The 16,668-nt window shown below is 60.2% G+C and carries 14 protein-coding genes; 3 read left to right on the top strand and 11 right to left on the bottom strand.

All coding sequences use genetic code 11. The features are described from left to right. Nucleotides 1–1,620, top strand: a complete 1,620-nt coding sequence (locus AK821_RS23765; protein WP_064392175.1) for a DUF2300 domain-containing protein — start codon at nt 1–3, stop codon at nt 1,618–1,620. Between the two features lie 3 nt (nt 1,621–1,623). Next, a complete protein-coding gene (locus AK821_RS23760; protein WP_064392173.1) occupies nt 1,624–2,436 on the top strand; it encodes a YfaP family protein in 813 nt (270 codons plus the stop codon). Between the two features lie 9 nt (nt 2,437–2,445). On the opposite strand, the gene AK821_RS29660 is transcribed toward AK821_RS23760, so the two are convergent. From AK821_RS29660 to exaC, 11 genes are all read right to left on the bottom strand, one after another. Further along, the gene (locus tag AK821_RS29660; RefSeq protein ID WP_082355488.1) at nt 2,446–2,877 is read right to left on the bottom strand and encodes a hypothetical protein; all 432 of its coding nucleotides are present in this window, start codon (nt 2,875–2,877) and stop codon (nt 2,446–2,448) included. 77 nt (nt 2,878–2,954) lie between these two features. After that, entirely contained in the window at nt 2,955–4,124 is a 1,170-nt protein-coding gene (locus tag AK821_RS23755; protein WP_064392172.1) for a GGDEF domain-containing protein, read from the bottom strand. 498 nt (nt 4,125–4,622) lie between these two features. After that, nucleotides 4,623–5,369, bottom strand: a complete 747-nt coding sequence (locus AK821_RS23750) for a S24 family peptidase (protein ID WP_064392169.1) — start codon at nt 5,367–5,369, stop codon at nt 4,623–4,625. A gap of 222 nt (nt 5,370–5,591) precedes the next feature. Beyond that, nucleotides 5,592–6,119 carry an inorganic diphosphatase gene (gene ppa / locus AK821_RS23745; RefSeq protein ID WP_003205933.1) on the bottom strand — a complete coding sequence of 176 codons (528 nt, stop codon included), beginning with the start codon at nt 6,117–6,119 and terminating at the stop codon, nt 5,592–5,594. Nucleotides 6,120–6,231: 112 nt separating this feature from the next. Next, entirely contained in the window at nt 6,232–7,044 is an 813-nt protein-coding gene (locus AK821_RS23740) for a zinc-dependent peptidase (protein WP_064392168.1), read from the bottom strand. A gap of 3 nt (nt 7,045–7,047) precedes the next feature. Next, a complete protein-coding gene (locus tag AK821_RS23735; protein ID WP_064392166.1) occupies nt 7,048–7,698 on the bottom strand; it encodes a DedA family protein in 651 nt (216 codons plus the stop codon). 230 nt (nt 7,699–7,928) lie between these two features. Next, nucleotides 7,929–8,390: a GNAT family N-acetyltransferase gene (locus AK821_RS23730; RefSeq protein WP_003228592.1), complete on the bottom strand. Its 462-nt coding sequence runs from the start codon at nt 8,388–8,390 to the stop codon at nt 7,929–7,931. Nucleotides 8,391–8,505: 115 nt separating this feature from the next. After that, nucleotides 8,506–9,339 carry an ethanolamine ammonia-lyase subunit EutC gene (eutC, locus tag AK821_RS23725; protein ID WP_442965595.1) on the bottom strand — a complete coding sequence of 278 codons (834 nt, stop codon included), beginning with the start codon at nt 9,337–9,339 and terminating at the stop codon, nt 8,506–8,508. After that, the gene (locus AK821_RS23720) at nt 9,336–10,730 is read right to left on the bottom strand and encodes an ethanolamine ammonia-lyase subunit EutB (RefSeq protein WP_064392162.1); all 1,395 of its coding nucleotides are present in this window, start codon (nt 10,728–10,730) and stop codon (nt 9,336–9,338) included. The genes eutC and AK821_RS23720 overlap by 4 nt, the downstream gene beginning before the upstream one ends. Nucleotides 10,731–10,782: 52 nt before the next feature. Further along, on the bottom strand, nt 10,783–12,234 hold the full coding sequence (gene eat, locus AK821_RS23715) for an ethanolamine permease (RefSeq protein WP_064392161.1): 1,452 nt from the start codon (nt 12,232–12,234) through the stop codon (nt 10,783–10,785). 214 nt (nt 12,235–12,448) lie between these two features. Further along, the gene (gene exaC / locus AK821_RS23710) at nt 12,449–13,969 is read right to left on the bottom strand and encodes an acetaldehyde dehydrogenase ExaC (RefSeq protein WP_064392159.1); all 1,521 of its coding nucleotides are present in this window, start codon (nt 13,967–13,969) and stop codon (nt 12,449–12,451) included. Between the two features lie 380 nt (nt 13,970–14,349). On the opposite strand from exaC, the gene AK821_RS23705 reads away from it, so the two are divergent. Beyond that, complete coding sequence (locus tag AK821_RS23705) at nt 14,350–16,263, top strand: sigma-54-dependent Fis family transcriptional regulator (RefSeq protein WP_064392158.1); 1,914 nt, start codon at nt 14,350–14,352, stop codon at nt 16,261–16,263. Nucleotides 16,264–16,668: the final 405 nt, after the last annotated feature.

The following is a 16,668-nucleotide window of genomic DNA, read 5'->3' as shown; positions in this document are numbered from 1 at the left end:
ATGAGCCGGCCGCTGCTGTGGCTGCTGATGTGTGTGATGCCTGCGCTGGCGACGGCGCAGGATGAACCGTTGCGCGTGGCGTACAAGGGCGAGTTGTTGTCGCTGAATCAGACACAACTGATCGCTCGTGAACCGTTGCCGTCATCGCTGGATACGCCGCTGGGCAGCCTGTGGAAGCTGTTTGTCTTCGCGTGGCTGGTGGACACCGGCGCACGGGAGCCGGCATATGAATGTCGCGGACAGTCGAAGGAAGAGGTTTATTGCTGCTCGGCGGGCGGCAGGATCGAGCGTGATCAGGCGCTGGTGAAATCCTGCGGGTTGTATTTCGAGCCTGCACGATTGGGCATTACGGCGACGGATTGGCGGACCTATTGGCAGGCGCGGCAGGCGCCGTCGTGGTTGCTGGATTTGCCGTCGGTGCAACCGGCTCAACGGGTTTCCGTGGTTGAACTGCTGAAGGTCCTGGCCTCGTTGCCGGCACAGGATCAGGCGCGGCGGGTGTTGCTCGATGTGGTGCTGAATGCGGCGGACGGCAATGTCGTCGGTGAACTGGGCGGGCGCCTGCGGGTGAAGACCTGGAGCTGGCTCGGCGATCAGGACCCGCAATCGCGGCAGGGTGGTTTCGCCGGTTGGACGGCGGACGGCTCGCCGCTCTGGGCTGGCGGGCGTGGCACCAGTCAGATGGTCTTGCGCCATTACGGCCAGGCATTGGCGACCGTGTTGCCGGCGGCCTGGCCCACGGAGGCGGGGCGTTGTGTCGAAGTCAGCCTGTTTTCGAAGTACCCAGTTTCGAAGGTCTTAGCGGGTGATCGCCGCGCGACATCCGGCCCGTTGCAGGGCGACTATCGCGTCGAATTCGCCAACGGCAACGCGCTGGATATCCACAGCGACGGCGAACTGTTTCTGCTCAACGACAAACTCGTCGCAAGGCTTGATCGCGAAGAATACGTCGCCCGCGTGCTGGAACGTGAAGCCAAACCTGAACCCGCCGAAGCCGCCAAGGCGTTGGCCGTAGCGATCCGCACGTACCTGCTGCAAAACGCTACACGTAACGGCGATTGCCTGAGTATCGATGACAGCAGCAACCGCCAACGCGTCGCACCGCGCCCGGCCTCGGCCGAATCCCGCAACATCGCCGCATGGACGGCGGACCTGGTTTTGGCCGGCAGTACGGTCACCTATCACTCCGACCAGCCCGGCCCGGACAAACTCGCCTGGCAACAAGCTGTCGAGCAAGCCAATGCCGGACAGCGTTACGACGCCATTCTGCTGCACGCCTATCCGCGTGCCAGCCTCAGCCGTTGGGACAACCCGGTTGCTTCCTGCGAAGCGCTGCCCGCCGCGCAAGACTGGCTGCAAAAACAACGTCGCGGCTGGCGTCCGACACTGGAAAGCGAAACCGGCTACAACGAAGTCAGCACCTTCGCCGTGTGCAAACTCGCCTTCGGCCGGCCCTTCGTTGATCGCGAACGCCAACGTATTTACGTGCGTGGCGTACTGACCCTGCAGGATCGCCTCGACCTGACCCACGAATATCTGCATCTGGCCTTTGAAGCACATCCCAACGGCCAGGATGAAACCTACATCGAAGGGCTCGCCCGTCACCTTTTGCTGGAATAGACCATGACACTCCGTTATCCACAGGTCTTGCTGCTGCTCTGCACATTGACCGCGCTATCGCCGGCCATCGCCGCCGACAGCGTCAAACTCGACACCCCGGTCGGCGGCTGGCGCAGCGGTGCGCCCGAAGGCGAGGGCGAAAGCTTCCGCCAGACCGTCAACTACCCGGCCTCGTCGGTCAATACCCCGGTGGGCCAAGCCAACACCGCACGCATCAGCGGCGAGATCAAAGCTGCGCGGAAGGACAACGAACCCGGTCGCCTGATCGTCAACGGCGTGAGCATGCCGCTGAAAATCGACGACAGCGGCCGCTTTGACCGCCCGTTCTCCTTCCCCAACGGCAGCAACAGCGTCGAAGTGCGCAGTCCCGACGGCCAGCAACGTCATCGCACGCAATTTCTCAACACCAGCGGCGGCGCCACCCCGGCAAAACTGCGCGTACTGCTGGCGTGGGACAGCGATGGCACCGACCTCGACCTGCACCTCGTCACCCCTGACGGCGCGCACATCTGGTACGGCAACCGCACCGCACCTAACGGCGCCGCGCTCGACGTCGACGTCACCACCGGCTACGGCCCGGAAATCTTCGCCATGCCGGCACCGATCAAGGGCCAGTATCTGGTGTATGTGAATTACTACGGCGGTGGCTATCGCGGGGATGACGAGGGTGGAGATGAACCGGTGCAGCCGCTGACCACGGCGCAAGTGACGGTGATTACTGAAGAAGGCACGCCGAGCGAGAAGATGGAGACGTTTGTGGTGCCGATGCGGGCGGTGGGGGAGTTGACGTTGGTGAAGTCGTTCAGTTATCCGTGAATCAACGGATCAGTCAGGAAAAACACCGCACAGCGCATTCCCTTCGTAACCGTGAACGATCGGCCCCAGCACCATGAGTGGGCCACAGGCGTAGAGCGGGGATGGCACTGATTGTCGGGTGTTGAGCAGAACGGTCTCCCTCCCGAACTCGTCACTGCCGAAGGATTGCTCGGAGTACGAGTGGCAAACCGGCAGCTTCAACGGCACCGGAATCACCAGCGCCCAGACAGTGATTCCGCACCATTCGCGGGTGGGCGTCGATGTTGCTGTTCGGGTGATTTGTGGGGTGATTGAGCGGTAACTTTGCGCTCGGTAGGCGTCGGTTTTCAGTGTGACTTTTTCTGGCAGGGAGATGCCTACTCCGACACACCCGGTCAAGCAGAGGCACAGGGTGGTTGCGGCAACGGATTTCAGCTGTGAGTTCAGCCTGCGGAGATTCAATGTCTAACTTCCTTGTGGAGCGTTTCTCGGATTTACAGCCCGGCCAACTGCGTCGGACGGCTACTTCAAAAGGGTTTTTACGCCAGACCCAGATACAACGAGCGCAACGTTTGAACCCGGTTGCGGCCCTGATGCTTGGCGCCGTACAGCGCCTGATCCGCCTCCGAAAGCAGACGCGACAGGTCGTAACCCGATTCACGGGTGGTGACCACGCCGATACTGACGCTGAGCAGCCCCGGTTCCAGAATGGAGAGTCCGGCGAAGGCGTGACGGATTCGCTCGGCAGTCTCCAGCGCAGTCGGCTCATCGCATGCGCAGAGCAGACAGGCAAACTCCTCGCCACCGATGCGCCCGAATACATCCTCTTTGCGCACGCTTTCCATCAGGACTTCGCTGAACGCGATCAACGCTTGATCGCCGACAGGATGGCCGTAGGTGTCGTTCAAACGCTTGAAGTGATCCAGATCGCAAAGGAGCAACGCCGCCGGTTCGGCCCGCTGCTGACAGCCGTCCAGCAAGTGACTGCCGTGCTGCATGAACGCGCGACGATTGCCGATGCCGGTCAACGGATCGCTGAGCGCCGCGGCCTTGAGCTTGAGTTCGGCGCGTTCCTTGACCATCGCCAAGGTGATGTAGGCAATGCCGATGACATACAACATCGACTCGAAGAGCATGAATGAGAAAAACGGCACGCCTTCGCCACTGCCCAGCAACGCCTTGGTCACCGGCAGCCCGTCATCGGTCGCGCTGCGCACCGCATAGAAAATGGTGTGCAAAACGGTCAGCACCAACGCCGGCATGAAAGCGACGTCCAGGCTGTGACGGTTGCGCCAGAGTTCCAATGTCGTCAGCACGCCATACCCGAATGCCAGGAGAGAGTAGATCAGTACTCGATTCGCCATCGAGTCGTAAAAGGCGGGTATCAGGCACAACAGCAGCCAGACCACAGAACCCGCCAAAATGCCTGGCAGGTAAGGTTGGCGACCCGTCAGCGTGCGCATGGCCGTCCAGTTCATCGCGGCGCTGAGCAACAGAACAATGTTGCCGAAGATGATCGGAACGAAATCCACCCCGCGATCCCGCCAACTCACCAGCACCACGCCCAGCGCACCCAACAGCATCATGCTGCCGAGGTAGGCCAGCGGCGGCTCGCGGGTTTCGCGATACCAGGCGTGCAGCGTCAACAGCCCCATCAAAAAGAAGACGAAGACGGAAACGACCAGCAGGGTCGGGATATGCAGGGCCATTCCATGGATTCCCGTGAGGCTCAATACCGGAATCCGGCCGGGGGCGGGAATGCGGGTAAAAACAGAGGGGTTGGGTGTTGGGCAGGATTTAGCACTGAGGGGGTTAGGGTTGGCAAGTGTTGAGTCAAGCTCGCCAAGGTAAACGTGTTTTTTTGCAGGCATTAAAAAGCCGGCTTGTGGCCGGCTTCTCGGGGACTGGCTTGGCCTATTTTTGGTAAGCCTTGCCAGCCTTCAAAACGTACATCCGGATCTGCGTCCGGCTGTGGGACTTGGTCAGACGTTGGTCTGCCGCGTCGGGCGCTCTCTGAGCCGCGGGGCGGGTCGATGCGCAAATGTGGGGCGCAGGATACTGAGTTTTGCTTGGGATTCCCAGCCTGAAGTGCGGGTTAGAGCGACTTCTGCGCCACAAATCCGGAATTTGTACCGTTTGTCCGGGCCTCTTCGCGAGCAGGCTCGCTCCCACAGGGTTCAGTGCAGACTCGAAAAAAACGCATCAGGTCAAAGAAACGGCACCACCGGCCGGCGCTTGCTCACCGTCGACCACCAGAACACCCAGCCCAATATATGAATCCTTTGCTCCTCGATCTGCGCTGGGCGGAACACTTCGTCCGGGTATTCGGCGCTGTTGTGGCTGCGCAGTCGCAAGCCGTTGCCGGGCATGCGGTGCAGGTATTTGATGCGCAGCATGCCGTCGTGTTCGATGGCGTAGATTTCGCCGTCGACGACCTGAGTCAGGCCGCGGTCGATGGCGACAATGGAGCCGTCTTCGATGCGCTCGGCCATGCTGTTGCCGATCATTTGCGCGCAGATGGCGTCTGAGTGTCTGACTTCCAATTGATCGAGCTGGGCGCGGAGCAGGCGGATGGATTGATCCGGGTCCTGAATGACATGGGTTTTTCCGGAGCCGTTGCTAAGCGGGGTTTCCTTGAAGAACACCAGGTCGATGTCGTTGGGGTCGATTACGGTGTAGACGCCGCAGATGGCGTGGGCGTCGAAGGTGTCGCCGTTGCTGGCGGGTGCATTGAGGCTTGGCGACTCTTTGCTGCCTTCACCGGTTTTCAGCCATTCACTGTTGACGGACAGCAGGCGTGAGACTTCTTCCATGCGATACGCCGGGACGCCCCGGGTGTACCAGTTGTGGACATTTTGGGCTTCCGTGCCCCAGAACTTTGCGAAACCCGTGGTGGTGATGTTCGCTGCTTCCAGGAGTGCCTTGAATCTTGGACCGCTAGTGTTCTTTCTCATAAACACAGAGTCTACGGCCGTGCCAGAGCGGTTTGAATAAACCTGGCGTTCAAAAGCGGGGTGAATTTTGCGACGGGATGTAAGGCATTCTTGTAGGAAATTAAACAGGTTAAAACTGCGTCGTTCAGATTTTAAACGAGCCGTTTAACGTGCATGTTCTCGCGCACAAAAAACCCCGGATCAACCGGGGTTTTCTTCAAGCATCACGCGTAGCGCAGGTGCTTAGCCTTTGTAGGCGGCAACCGACTTGGTGATCGCTTCGCGGGCGGCGTCTGCACCGGCCCAGCCTTCGATCTTGACCCATTTGCCTTTTTCGAGATCTTTGTAGTTCGCGAAGAAGTGCTCGATCTGCTGGATCAGCAGTGGCGGCAGGTCGGTGTATTCCTTCACGTCGACGTACAGCTGGGACAGCTTGTCGTGTGGCACTGCGATGACTTTGGCATCGCCGCCGCCGTCGTCGGTCATGTTCAGGATACCGACCGGACGTGCGCGGATCACCGAGCCTGGCGCGACCGGGTAAGGGGTCACAACCAGCACGTCGAGGGGATCACCGTCGTCAGCCAAAGTGTTCGGGATGTAACCGTAGTTGGCCGGGTAGAACATTGGGGTGGCCATGAAACGGTCAACGAACAGGCAATCGCTGTCTTTGTCGATTTCGTATTTGATCGGCGCGTGGTTGGCCGGGATCTCGATCGCGACGTAGATGTCGTTCGGCAGGTCTTTGCCAGCCGGAATCTTGCTGTAGCTCATTGGGCGTTGCCCCCGTAGTTGACCAAAAACACTTGGCCGGATTGACCAAAAAGTGGCGGCGATTATAGGCATATTCTGCCGTCGACGCCATGTACCGAAAGTCGTGCAGAGCTTAGTCGTGCGCCTGATAGACCGGGTCTGTGGCCTGAAGTTGCCGCAACCGGCTCAACGGGTCCTGCCGGTAGAAAAGCTGCAACTGCGCATACACCTGTGGATAAGCCTCGTGCAGCAGATCCGGGGCGCTGAAGAAATACTCGCTGGTGACCGCAAAGAATTCCGCCGGGTTCTCGGCAGCGTAGGGATCAATGGCGGTTTCGGCGTCGGGGTTGCGATCGAGCTGGCGGTTGAGGTCGTCGTAGGCCTGTTGCATGACCTCGGCCCAGTCGCTCACGCGCATGTCGGCATGCAGCGGCGGCAGGCCGTTGGCGTCGCCGTTGAGCATGTCGAGTTTGTGCGCCAGTTCGTGGATCACCAGGTTGTAGCCTTCCCAGCCACCACTGGCCATGACGCCGGGCCAGGCGAGAATGATCGGGCCCTGTTGCCAGGCTTCGCCGCTGTGTTCGCCGTCCCACTCGTGCTCGACACCGCTGGCATCGCGGTGGCGCTGCGGGCTGAGGAAGTCATCGGGATAGAGGACGATTTCGTGGAAACCCTGATACCAGTTCAAATCACCGAGATTGAGCAGCGGCAATTGCGCCTGGGCTGCAAGCAACAGGCGTTGCTCCTGGTGCAGCTCGACGCCGGGCAGGGCGCTGAGGTGTTTTTCTTCGAGGAACAGCACGCAGGCTTCGCGCAGCCACTGGTCTTGCGCGGCAGTGATGCCGTCGAGAAAGCTCAGGTGATGGCGCACCCGTTGCCACATGTCGTCGGCAATCGGGTGTTTCGCCAGGATGCGCCGGCGACGCCAGGCGCTCAGCGACCACATTGCTTAGTGCGATTCGGCTTTGCTGCCGCCGAAACGGCCGCGAACCACGCCAAGGATCATTGGCACCAGCGATAGCAGAATGATTGCCACGACCAGCAACGACAGGTTTTTCTTGATGAACGGTACATTGCCGAAGAAGTAGCCCAGCGTCACCAGACCGCCAACCCAGAGGATGGTGCCGAGCACGCTGAAGCCGAAAAAGCGTGGGTACGGCATCCGCGCCACACCGGCGACGAACGGCGCAAAGGTACGGATGATCGGCAGAAAGCGCGCCAGGGTCACGGTCTTGCCGCCGTGCTTGTCATAGAAATCGTGGGTTTTTTGCAGGTAGTCGCGACGGAAGATTTTCGAGTTGGGATTGCTGAACAGTTTTTCTCCCGCCGTTCGTCCGATCACGTAGTTGGTACTGTCTCCCATGATCGCTGCCAGCATCAGCAAACCGCCCAGTAGCACGGGGTCCATACCACCGCCCGCCGCCACGGCGCCGGCAATGAACAACAGCGAATCGCCAGGCAGGAACGGCATCACCACCAGACCGGTTTCACAGAAGATCACCAGAAACAGGATGGCGTAGATCCATGGCCCATAGTTGTTCACCAGCAAATCGAGGTACACGTCGAGATGCAGGATAAGGTCGAGCGGGTTGAAATCCATGGGGGCACCTGTTTGACGGCCGGACTCGGCAGGCCTGTGCGGATGACTTCGTGTAAGCCTACAAGCGGGTGTAGTTTTTCTTACAAGCCGGAAAGATCGGGATTATACGGTCTGAAGGATGAAAAGCGCGTTGGTTTTGTAGCGAGGGATGTCGAGGTGTGAACAATTGTCAGGGACGCGTTTTGCGTTTCTGAGGGAGCGGGCTCCCTCATCACAGGTTGTATCCGCGATCAGAGTTCGTCGCTGATCGGCAGCACATAGTTCTTGAACTCGGTGTCTTCCTTGAACCCGATGGATTCGTAGGTTTTCTGCGCCACTTCGTTGTTGCTGCTGGTGGAGACGCGCATGCGCACGGCCTGGGTTTCCTTGGCCATTTTCTTCGCAGTGCGGATCAGGTTGTCGGCGACCAGTTGGCGGCGCGCGTCTTCGGCGACATAGATGTCATTGAGGATCCACACGCGTTTGAGCGATAACGATGAAAAACTTGGGTAGAGCTGGCAGAAGCCCATCAGCTTCTTGTCGTCATCATCGGCCAGCGCCAGATAGATCACCGATTCCTTGCGCCGCAGGCGTTTTTCGAGGAAGGCGCGGGAGGAGTCCGGATAAGGCAGGGAACCGTAGAACTCGCGATACTTGACGAACAACGGAGTTAACAAATCCAGATGTTCGAGGGTCGCTTGAATAATCCGCATGATAGGTCTCGTCTTCAAGTGGCTGTCTTCAACTGCTCTGACGGCGATGGGAAACCCGGGCGGCCGTGCATCGATCCTGCCTGAAACCGGCGCAGAAACGCAATGCGGAAACGGTTCAGGTTGAGGGCGGATCGAGTAGGAAATTGCCTTTCATGTCTACACCGGCGTCCGATTCCAGCGTCTGAACCTGAGCTTCGTCCTTCAGGTTGACCCCCGACAACTGCCGCCGACAGGCCTCACGCATCAGATACAACAAGCGATGCGCCGCCATGCCGTAGCTCAAGCCTTCGAGCCGCACGTTGGAGATGCAATTGCGGTAGGCATCGGTCAGTCCGACTTTTGGATTGTAGGTGAAATATAAACCGAGGCTGTCCGGCGAGCTGAGGCCTGGACGCTCGCCGATCAGCATCACCAGCATTTTTGCGCCGAGCAACTGGCCGATTTCATCGCCGACCGCGACGCGGCCCTGTTCCACCAGCACGACGGGCGCGATTGACCAGCCATCGCCGCCCATCTGTTCTTCCAGTTGCGTGATAAATGGCAAGGTATGCCGGTGAACCGCCAGCGCCGACAAGCCGTCAGCCACGACAATCGCCAGATCGACGCCGCCCGGATGCGCGGCCGCGTAATCACGCAAGTGCTGGGCCGAGTCATCGCTCAGTTTGCGCCCCAGATCCGGGCGTTGCAGATAGCTGTTGCGGTCCACAGCGGCGCTGTGCAGCAGCAGGCTCTCACGCCCGCGCTCAGTCAGTTGCGCGCTGAGCCCGGCGTGATCGAATGGCAAGTGCACAGCATCGCGCGCTTGGGCGTGGGCGAACTGGAAATCCAGTTGCGCGCTGGTCGGCAGGCTGGTGCCAGTGCGGCCCAGAGCGATGCGCGCGGGCGTCAGGCGGCGCAGTTCCAGCCAAGGGTTTTGTGGGTCCACGGGCGGTTTATCCATACGACTCATCCCAGTTGCGCCAGAGCCTGGCGGAAGGCCGGCGGCAAGTTGTTACCGAAGCGAACCTTGCCATCCGCTTGCGTGAAAATACCCATGTTCGCCAGCCATTGCTCGAACTCCGGCGCCGGTTTCAGGCCCAGGGTCTGGCGCGCGTAGAGTGCGTCGTGGAACGACGTGGTCTGGTAGTTGAGCATGATGTCGTCGGAGCCGGGGATGCCCATGATGAAGTTGATCCCGGCAACACCCAAGAGGGTCAGCAGGGTGTCCATGTCGTCCTGATCGGCTTCGGCGTGGTTGGTGTAGCAGATGTCGCAGCCCATCGGCACGCCGAGCAACTTGCCGCAAAAATGGTCTTCGAGGCCGGCGCGGATGATCTGTTTGCCGTTGTAGAGGTATTCCGGGCCGATAAATCCTACGACGGTGTTGACCAGGAACGGTTTGAAATGTCGCGCCACGGCGTAGGCTCGGGTTTCGCAGGTCTGTTGGTCGACGCCGTGGTGGGCGTTGGCCGACAGTGCACTGCCCTGACCAGTTTCGAAATACATCAGATTCTGCCCAAGCGTGCCGCGATTCAGGCTCAGGCCAGCGTCGTAGCCTTCCTGCAATACGTTGAGGTTGATGCCGAAACTGGCGTTGGCGGCTTCGGTGCCGGCAATCGACTGGAACACCAGATCCAGCGGCACGCCACGGTTGATCGCCTCGATGGAGGTGGTGACGTGCGTCAGCACGCAGGCCTGGGTCGGGATGTCGTAGCGCTGGATGATTGCGTCGAGCATCTCCAGCATGGCGCAGATCGAGGCGATGCTGTCGGTGGCCGGGTTGATGCCGATCATCGCGTCGCCATTGCCGTAGAGCAGGCCGTCGAGAATGCTTGCGGCAATGCCGGACGGCTCGTCGGTTGGATGATTGGGTTGCAGGCGCGTCGACAGACGCCCGCGCAGGCCGAGGGTGCCGCGAAACTTCGTCACCACGCGAATCTTTTGCGCCACCAGCACCAGATCCTGCACGCGCATGATCTTCGACACGGCGGCGACCATTTCCGGGGTCAGGCCGGGGGCGAGGGCGCGCAGGCTGGTTTCGTCGGCGGCGTCGCTGAGCAGCCAGTCGCGGAAACCACCGACAGTGAGGTGGCTGACTACGGCAAAGGCTTGTTTATCGTGAGTGTCGATGATCAGCCGGGTGACCTCATCGGACTCGTAGGGAATCAGCGCTTCCTGCAGGAAGTGCGTGAGCGGGATGTCGGCCAGCGCCATTTGCGCAGCCACCCGCTCGCCGTCGTTGAGCGCCGCGACGCCGGCGAGGAAGTCGCCGGAGCGCGCCGGGCTGGCCTTGGCCATGACGTCCTTGAGGCTGTCGAAACGATAGGTCTGGGCGCCGACCGTGTGGGCGAAACTGGCCATACACAATTCTCCGTGACGGCGCAGACCGAGCCTGCGCCGGGATTCTCAGCACTCAGTGCAAGGCTTGCTCAGCCTTCTGGATCGCCGCGAATTCTTCTTCCGGCGTGCCTGCTACCAAGTGATGTCGACTGTAGAACGCAAAGTAAGCAATTAACACTCCATAGATGACGGCGGCACCGATTACCACCCGTGGATCGACCAGGAAGCCCGCCACCACGGCAATGCACGCCAGCACCAAGGCCACGCCGGAGGTGAAGATGCCGCCCGGTGTGCGGTACGGCCGGTCCATTTTGGGGCGGCGAATCCGCAAAGTGATGTGCGCGGCCATCATCAGCACGTAGGAAATGGTTGCGCCGAACACCGCCACTAGAATAAGCAGATCGCCCTGACCGGTCAGCGACAGGCCGAAACCGATGATGCCGGGAATCACCAGCGCCAGGACCGGTGCCTTGCTCTTATTGGTTTCGGACAGTTTGCGTGGCAGGTAGCCGGCCCGCGACAGCGCGAAAATCTGTCGCGAGTAGGCATAAATGATCGAGAAGAAACTCGCGATCAAGCCGGCAAGGCCCACGAGATTGACGAAACTGCCCATCCAGGTCGAGCCGCCATAAGCCTTGGTCAACGCTTCGACCAACGGGTTGCCAGAGGTCAGCAGCGAGTTGGCGCCTGCACCGCCAGGGCCGACGATCAGAATCAACAGGGCAAACATGAGCAGCACCAACATGGCGCCGATCAGACCGCGCGGCAGGTCACGCTTGGGGTTCTTGGTTTCTTCTGCTGCCAGCGGCACACCTTCAACGGCAAGAAAGAACCAGATCGCATAGGGGATCGCTGCCCAGACGCCGACATAGCCGAATGGCAGAAACGGACTGGCGCCCGCTGCGGCGGTGACCGGAATGTCGAGCAGGTTGGCGACGTCGAAGTGCGGAACCATCGCCACCAGAAATACCCCCAGCGCCAGCGCGGCAATGGCCGTAATGACGAACATCAGCTTGAGCGCCTCGCCGACGCCGAAAATGTGGATGGCAATGAAAATGATGTAGAAGGCCAGATAGATCATCCAGCCGCCGATGCCGAATAGCGACTCGCAGTAAGCGCCGATAAACACCGCGATGGCCGCTGGGGCAATGGCGTACTCGATGAGGATCGCGGTGCCGGTGAGAAACCCGCCCCACGGCCCGAAAGCACTGCGCGCAAAACCGTAGCCACCGCCGGCGGTGGGGATCATCGAAGACAACTCGGCCAGAGAAAAGCACATGCACAGGTACATGGTGGCCATCAGCAGCGTCGCCAGAAACATACCGCCCCAGCCGCCTTGTGCGAGACCGAAGTTCCAGCCGGCGTAGTCACCGGAAATGACATAGGCAACGCCCAGACCCACCAGCAGAACCCAGCCGGCGGCGCCTTTTTTCAGTTCGCGTTGTTGAAAGTAATCCGATCCGACTTTTTCGAAGTCGACAGAAGCGCCGGACGCCGGAGCGCCAGCCGGGGATTCGCTAGGCATAGGGTTCACCATTTTTATTGTTGTATTGGCCCGGGTGCTCCGTCAGGAAACATCGGGTTGAATGGCACGCCGCTTTCGCGAGCAGGCTCGCTCCCACACTGGAGTTGTGTCGAGTCGAACATTGCAGGTGCACGCAGTTCCCTGTGGGAGCGAGCCTGCTCGCGAAAGCTATCTGAGGGGCGATGCAGAAACGACTGCTTCGCCCCCCATCCGCTTAGAAGAAGCCCAACGGATTGATGTCGTAGCTCACCAGCAGGTTTTTCGTCTGCTGGTAGTGATCGAGCATCATCTTGTGCGTCTCACGGCCAACGCCGGACTTCTTGTAACCACCAAACGCGGCATGCGCCGGATACAGGTGGTAGCAGTTGGTCCACACGCGCCCGGCCTTGATCGCCCGGCCCATGCGGTAGGCGCGGTTGATGTCGCGGGTCCACAGGCCGGCGCCGAGGCCGAATTCGGTGTCGTTGGCAATCGCCAGGGCTTCGGCTTCGTCCTTGAAGGTGGTGATGCTCACCACCGGGCCGAAGATTTCTTCCTGGAACACGCGCATCTTGTTGGTGCCCTTGAGCAGGGTCGGCTGGATGTAATAGCCGGTCGACAGGTTGCCCTCGAGTTTTTCTACCTTGCCGCCAGTCAGCAGCTCGGCGCCTTCGCCCTTGGCGATTTCCAGATACGAAAGAATCTTGTCGAATTGCTGCTCGGACGCCTGCGCGCCGACCATGGTGTCGGTGTCCAGCGGATCGCCGCGTTTGATTTGCAGGACCTTCTTCATGACGACGGCCATGAACTCGTCGTAGATCGATTCCTGCACCAATGCGCGGGAAGGGCAGGTGCAGACTTCGCCCTGGTTGAAGAACGCCAGCACCAGACCTTCAGCGGCCTTTTCGATAAAGGTCGGTTCGGCCTGCATGATGTCTTCGAAGAAGATGTTCGGCGACTTGCCGCCCAGTTCCACGGTGGACGGAATGATGTTCTCGGCGGCGCATTTCATGATGTGCGAGCCGACCGGGGTCGAGCCAGTGAAGGCGATTTTAGCGATGCGTTTGCTGGTGGCCAGGGCTTCGCCGGCTTCTTTGCCGTAACCCTGAACAATGTTCAGCACGCCCGGTGGCAGCAGATCGCCGATCAGTTCGACCAGCACGGAAATACCCAGCGGAGTCTGCTCGGCAGGCTTGAGCACCACGCAGTTACCCGCTGCCAGGGCTGGCGCCAGTTTCCACGCGGCCATCAGGATCGGGAAGTTCCACGGGATGATCTGACCGACCACGCCCAGTGGTTCGTGAATGTGATAGGCCACGGTGTTGCCGTCGATTTCGGCAGCGCTGCCTTCCTGGGCACGGATGCACCCGGCGTAGTAGCGGAAGTGGTCGGCGGCGAGCGGGATGTCAGCGTTGAGGGTTTCGCGGATGGCTTTGCCGTTGTCCCAGGTTTCGGTGATCGCCAGCAGTTCGAGGTTCTGTTCGATGCGGTCGGCGATTTTCAGCAGGATCAGCGAGCGCGCCTGCACGGAGGTCGCGCCCCACGCGTCGGCTGCGGCGTGGGCGGCGTCCAGTGCCTTATCGATGTCTTCGGCAGTTGAACGCGGGAATTCGGCAATCGGTTGGCCATTCACTGGCGAGGTGTTGGTGAAGTACTGACCTTTGACAGGCGCGACGAACTCGCCGCCGATGTAGTTACCGTACTTGGCTTTGAACGAAACTTTGGCGCCTTCAGTACCGGGGTGAGCGTAACGCATGATGATGTTCTCCTTGGCTTTGTACTTATTAGAGAAACGCGCAAGTGCGCTTGCTATAAGCGTAGAGCAAAGGTCGGGCCACTGCCGTGCAGGTCAGGCAAATCAAGGGCTTGGCAGATTTTTGTCGGACGAGTGGATTGTGTCTGTGACGGTTTCGGTACAGGTGGGGTGACAGTTTGTACCGTTTCTGGCACAGCCGGTGACCGGGCAGTCTTGCCAGCATTGCAATGGTGCTTGAGCTGGAGGATGCTCAGCCAACAGCAACCCCTGTAGGAGCTGCCGCGGGCTGCGATCTTTTGATCTTGATCTTCAAAAATACAAGATCAAAAGATCGCAGCCTTCGGCAGCTCCTACACGGGGAATATGGAGAACAATAAGAAATGCACGACAACCATTTGAGTCGCCATGCTCAGCAGGTCCTCACCGTCAGTCAGGGCAAGCGGCACCTGCACGGGCCCGGCGCCGATCCGTCGATTGCGCGCTCCTGGCTTCGCTGCCTTGAGGACTATCACCTCGACCCGGCGCTGAGCATGGCGCCGACCGTGCTCGAACATGGCCGGGTACTGGAAAGCCGCGAACGTCTGCAACAGGTTCTGCAGATCGCCGGCAACGAAATGAGCAGCCTGCATCAACAGCTCTCCGGCGCCGGCCACGCGGTGCTGCTGACCGACGCGCGCGGGGTGATCCTCAACTGCGTCACCGCACCCGCCGAGCGCAAGATCTTCGAGCGCGCCGGTTTGTGGCTCGGCGCTGACTGGAGCGAGGCCTGCGAAGGCACCAATGGCATCGGCACTTGTCTGGTCGAGCGTCAGGCGCTGACGATTCATCAGGATGAACACTTTCGCGGCCGTCATACCGGCCTGACCTGTTCGGCGAGCCCGGTGTTCGACCCACACGGTGAATTGCTCGCGGTCCTCGACGTGTCCTCGGCCCGCCACGACGTCTCGCGGCAGAGCCAGTTCCACACCATGGCGCTGGTCAATCTGTCGGCGAAGATGATCGAGAGCTGCTACTTCCTGCGCTGTTTCGATAACCAATGGCTGCTGCGTTTCCACTTGCAGGCCGAGTCGGTCGGGCTGTTCAGCGAAGGCTTGCTGGCGTTTGACGGGGAGGGGCGGATCAGTGCGGTCAATCAGAGTGCACTGAACCTGCTCGGGCATATTCGCGGAGGATTGCTCGGTAAACCGGTCGAAGCGTTCTTCGATTGCTCGCTGGATGAACTGCTCGGTCGCGCCAGCGCCAATGCCAGCGCCAGTTGGCCGCTGCACACCCGCGACGGCCGGCATCTGTTCGCGGTGTTGCGCGGTGAGTCGCGTAAACCGACGCCGCTCATGCAGGCGGCAAAACCAATAGCAGCGCCACGACTGTCCGGGATCTGTCTGGGAGACGCCGCGCTGCAAGCCGATTTCCGCAAAGCCCTGCGGGTGTTCGAACGGGACGTGCCGCTATTGGTCAATGGCGAAACCGGCTCGGGCAAAGAAGCGTTCGCCAAGGCTGTGCATCAGGCCAGCCAGCGCTCGAGCAAAGCCTTCGTCGCTCTCAATTGCGCGGCCATTCCTGAAAGCCTGATCGAGAGCGAATTATTCGGCTATCGCGGTGGCAGTTTTACTGGCGCACGCAAGGACGGCATGCGCGGCAAGTTGCAGCAGGCCGATGGCGGCACTTTGTTCCTTGATGAAATCGGTGACATGCCGCTGGCCTTGCAGACACGGTTGTTGCGGGTGCTGGAGGATCGACAAGTGGTGCCGATCGGTGGCGAACCGGAAGCGGTCAACGTGCGGATCATCAGCGCTACCCACCGCAATCTGCTGGAGCGGGTCGCCGATGGCAGCTTCCGCGAAGATCTGTATTACCGGCTCAACGGGCTGGAAGTGGCACTGCCTGCGCTACGCGCGCGCAGTGATAAATCGCAATTGCTGGATTTTTTGCTGGCTGAAGAGGCGGGCGGCGATACGATCATGATCGACGAGGCGGCGCGTCAGGCGTTGCTGGCATTCAACTGGCCGGGCAATGTGCGGCAGTTGCGCAATGTGCTGCGTACATTGGCGGCGTTGTGTGATGAAGGGCGGATCGGGATTGAGGATTTGCCGGTGATGATTCGGCAGGGGAGTCCGGCAGTACGAGCGGTGGATGAATCCGATCATCCGCTGGAAGATGCCGAGCGGTCGGCTCTGCTCAATGTGCTGGAGCAAACTCGCTGGCACATGACCCATACGGCGCAGCAACTGGGGGTCAGCCGCAACACTCTTTACAGGAAGCTGCGTAAGCATGGGATCGAGCGGCGAGTCAGTTAGAAGGCCCCTCACCCTAGCCCTCTCCCAAAGGGAGAGGGGACTGACCGCGGTGTTCTGCCAATTTACGCCGACCTGAAATATCGAGCCGAACCCAGGATTTGAAAGCAACCGAGATCGGCTCCCTCTCCCGACGAAAAATGGACTGGTCGAGTCAGATCTACTGATCTACGCCGACCTGAAATATCGAGCCGAACTCAGGATTTGAAAGCAACCGAGATCGGCTCCCTCTCCCGTCGAAAAGTGGACTGGCCGAGTCAGATCTACTGATCTAGGCCGATCTGAAATATCGAGCCGAACCCAGGATTTGAAAGCAACCGAGATCGGCTCCCTCTCCCGACGAAAAATGGACTGGTCGAGTCAGATCTACTGATCTACGCCGACCTGAAATATCGAGCCGAACTCAGG

Source organism: Pseudomonas sp. RIT-PI-r, from assembly GCF_001297015.1.
Lineage (GTDB): Bacteria > Pseudomonadota > Gammaproteobacteria > Pseudomonadales > Pseudomonadaceae > Aquipseudomonas.
This window is presented reverse-complemented; position numbering and strand designations above follow the sequence as displayed.

Coding starts and splice junctions, on each gene's coding strand:
- AK821_RS23765 (WP_064392175.1), top strand. CDS start 1: ATGAGCCGGCCGCTGCTGTGGCTGCTGATGTGTGTGATGCCTGCGCTG.
- AK821_RS23760 (WP_064392173.1), top strand. CDS start 1,624: ATGACACTCCGTTATCCACAGGTCTTGCTGCTGCTCTGCACATTGACC.
- AK821_RS23755 (WP_064392172.1), bottom strand. CDS start 4,124: ATGGCCCTGCATATCCCGACCCTGCTGGTCGTTTCCGTCTTCGTCTTC.
- AK821_RS23750 (WP_064392169.1), bottom strand. CDS start 5,369: ATGAGAAAGAACACTAGCGGTCCAAGATTCAAGGCACTCCTGGAAGCA.
- ppa (WP_003205933.1), bottom strand. CDS start 6,119: ATGAGCTACAGCAAGATTCCGGCTGGCAAAGACCTGCCGAACGACATC.
- AK821_RS23740 (WP_064392168.1), bottom strand. CDS start 7,044: ATGTGGTCGCTGAGCGCCTGGCGTCGCCGGCGCATCCTGGCGAAACAC.
- AK821_RS23735 (WP_064392166.1), bottom strand. CDS start 7,698: ATGGATTTCAACCCGCTCGACCTTATCCTGCATCTCGACGTGTACCTC.
- AK821_RS23730 (WP_003228592.1), bottom strand. CDS start 8,390: ATGCGGATTATTCAAGCGACCCTCGAACATCTGGATTTGTTAACTCCG.
- eutC (WP_442965595.1), bottom strand. CDS start 9,339: ATGAGTCGTATGGATAAACCGCCCGTGGACCCACAAAACCCTTGGCTG.
- AK821_RS23720 (WP_064392162.1), bottom strand. CDS start 10,730: ATGGCCAGTTTCGCCCACACGGTCGGCGCCCAGACCTATCGTTTCGAC.
- eat (WP_064392161.1), bottom strand. CDS start 12,234: ATGCCTAGCGAATCCCCGGCTGGCGCTCCGGCGTCCGGCGCTTCTGTC.
- exaC (WP_064392159.1), bottom strand. CDS start 13,969: ATGCGTTACGCTCACCCCGGTACTGAAGGCGCCAAAGTTTCGTTCAAA.
- AK821_RS23705 (WP_064392158.1), top strand. CDS start 14,350: ATGCACGACAACCATTTGAGTCGCCATGCTCAGCAGGTCCTCACCGTC.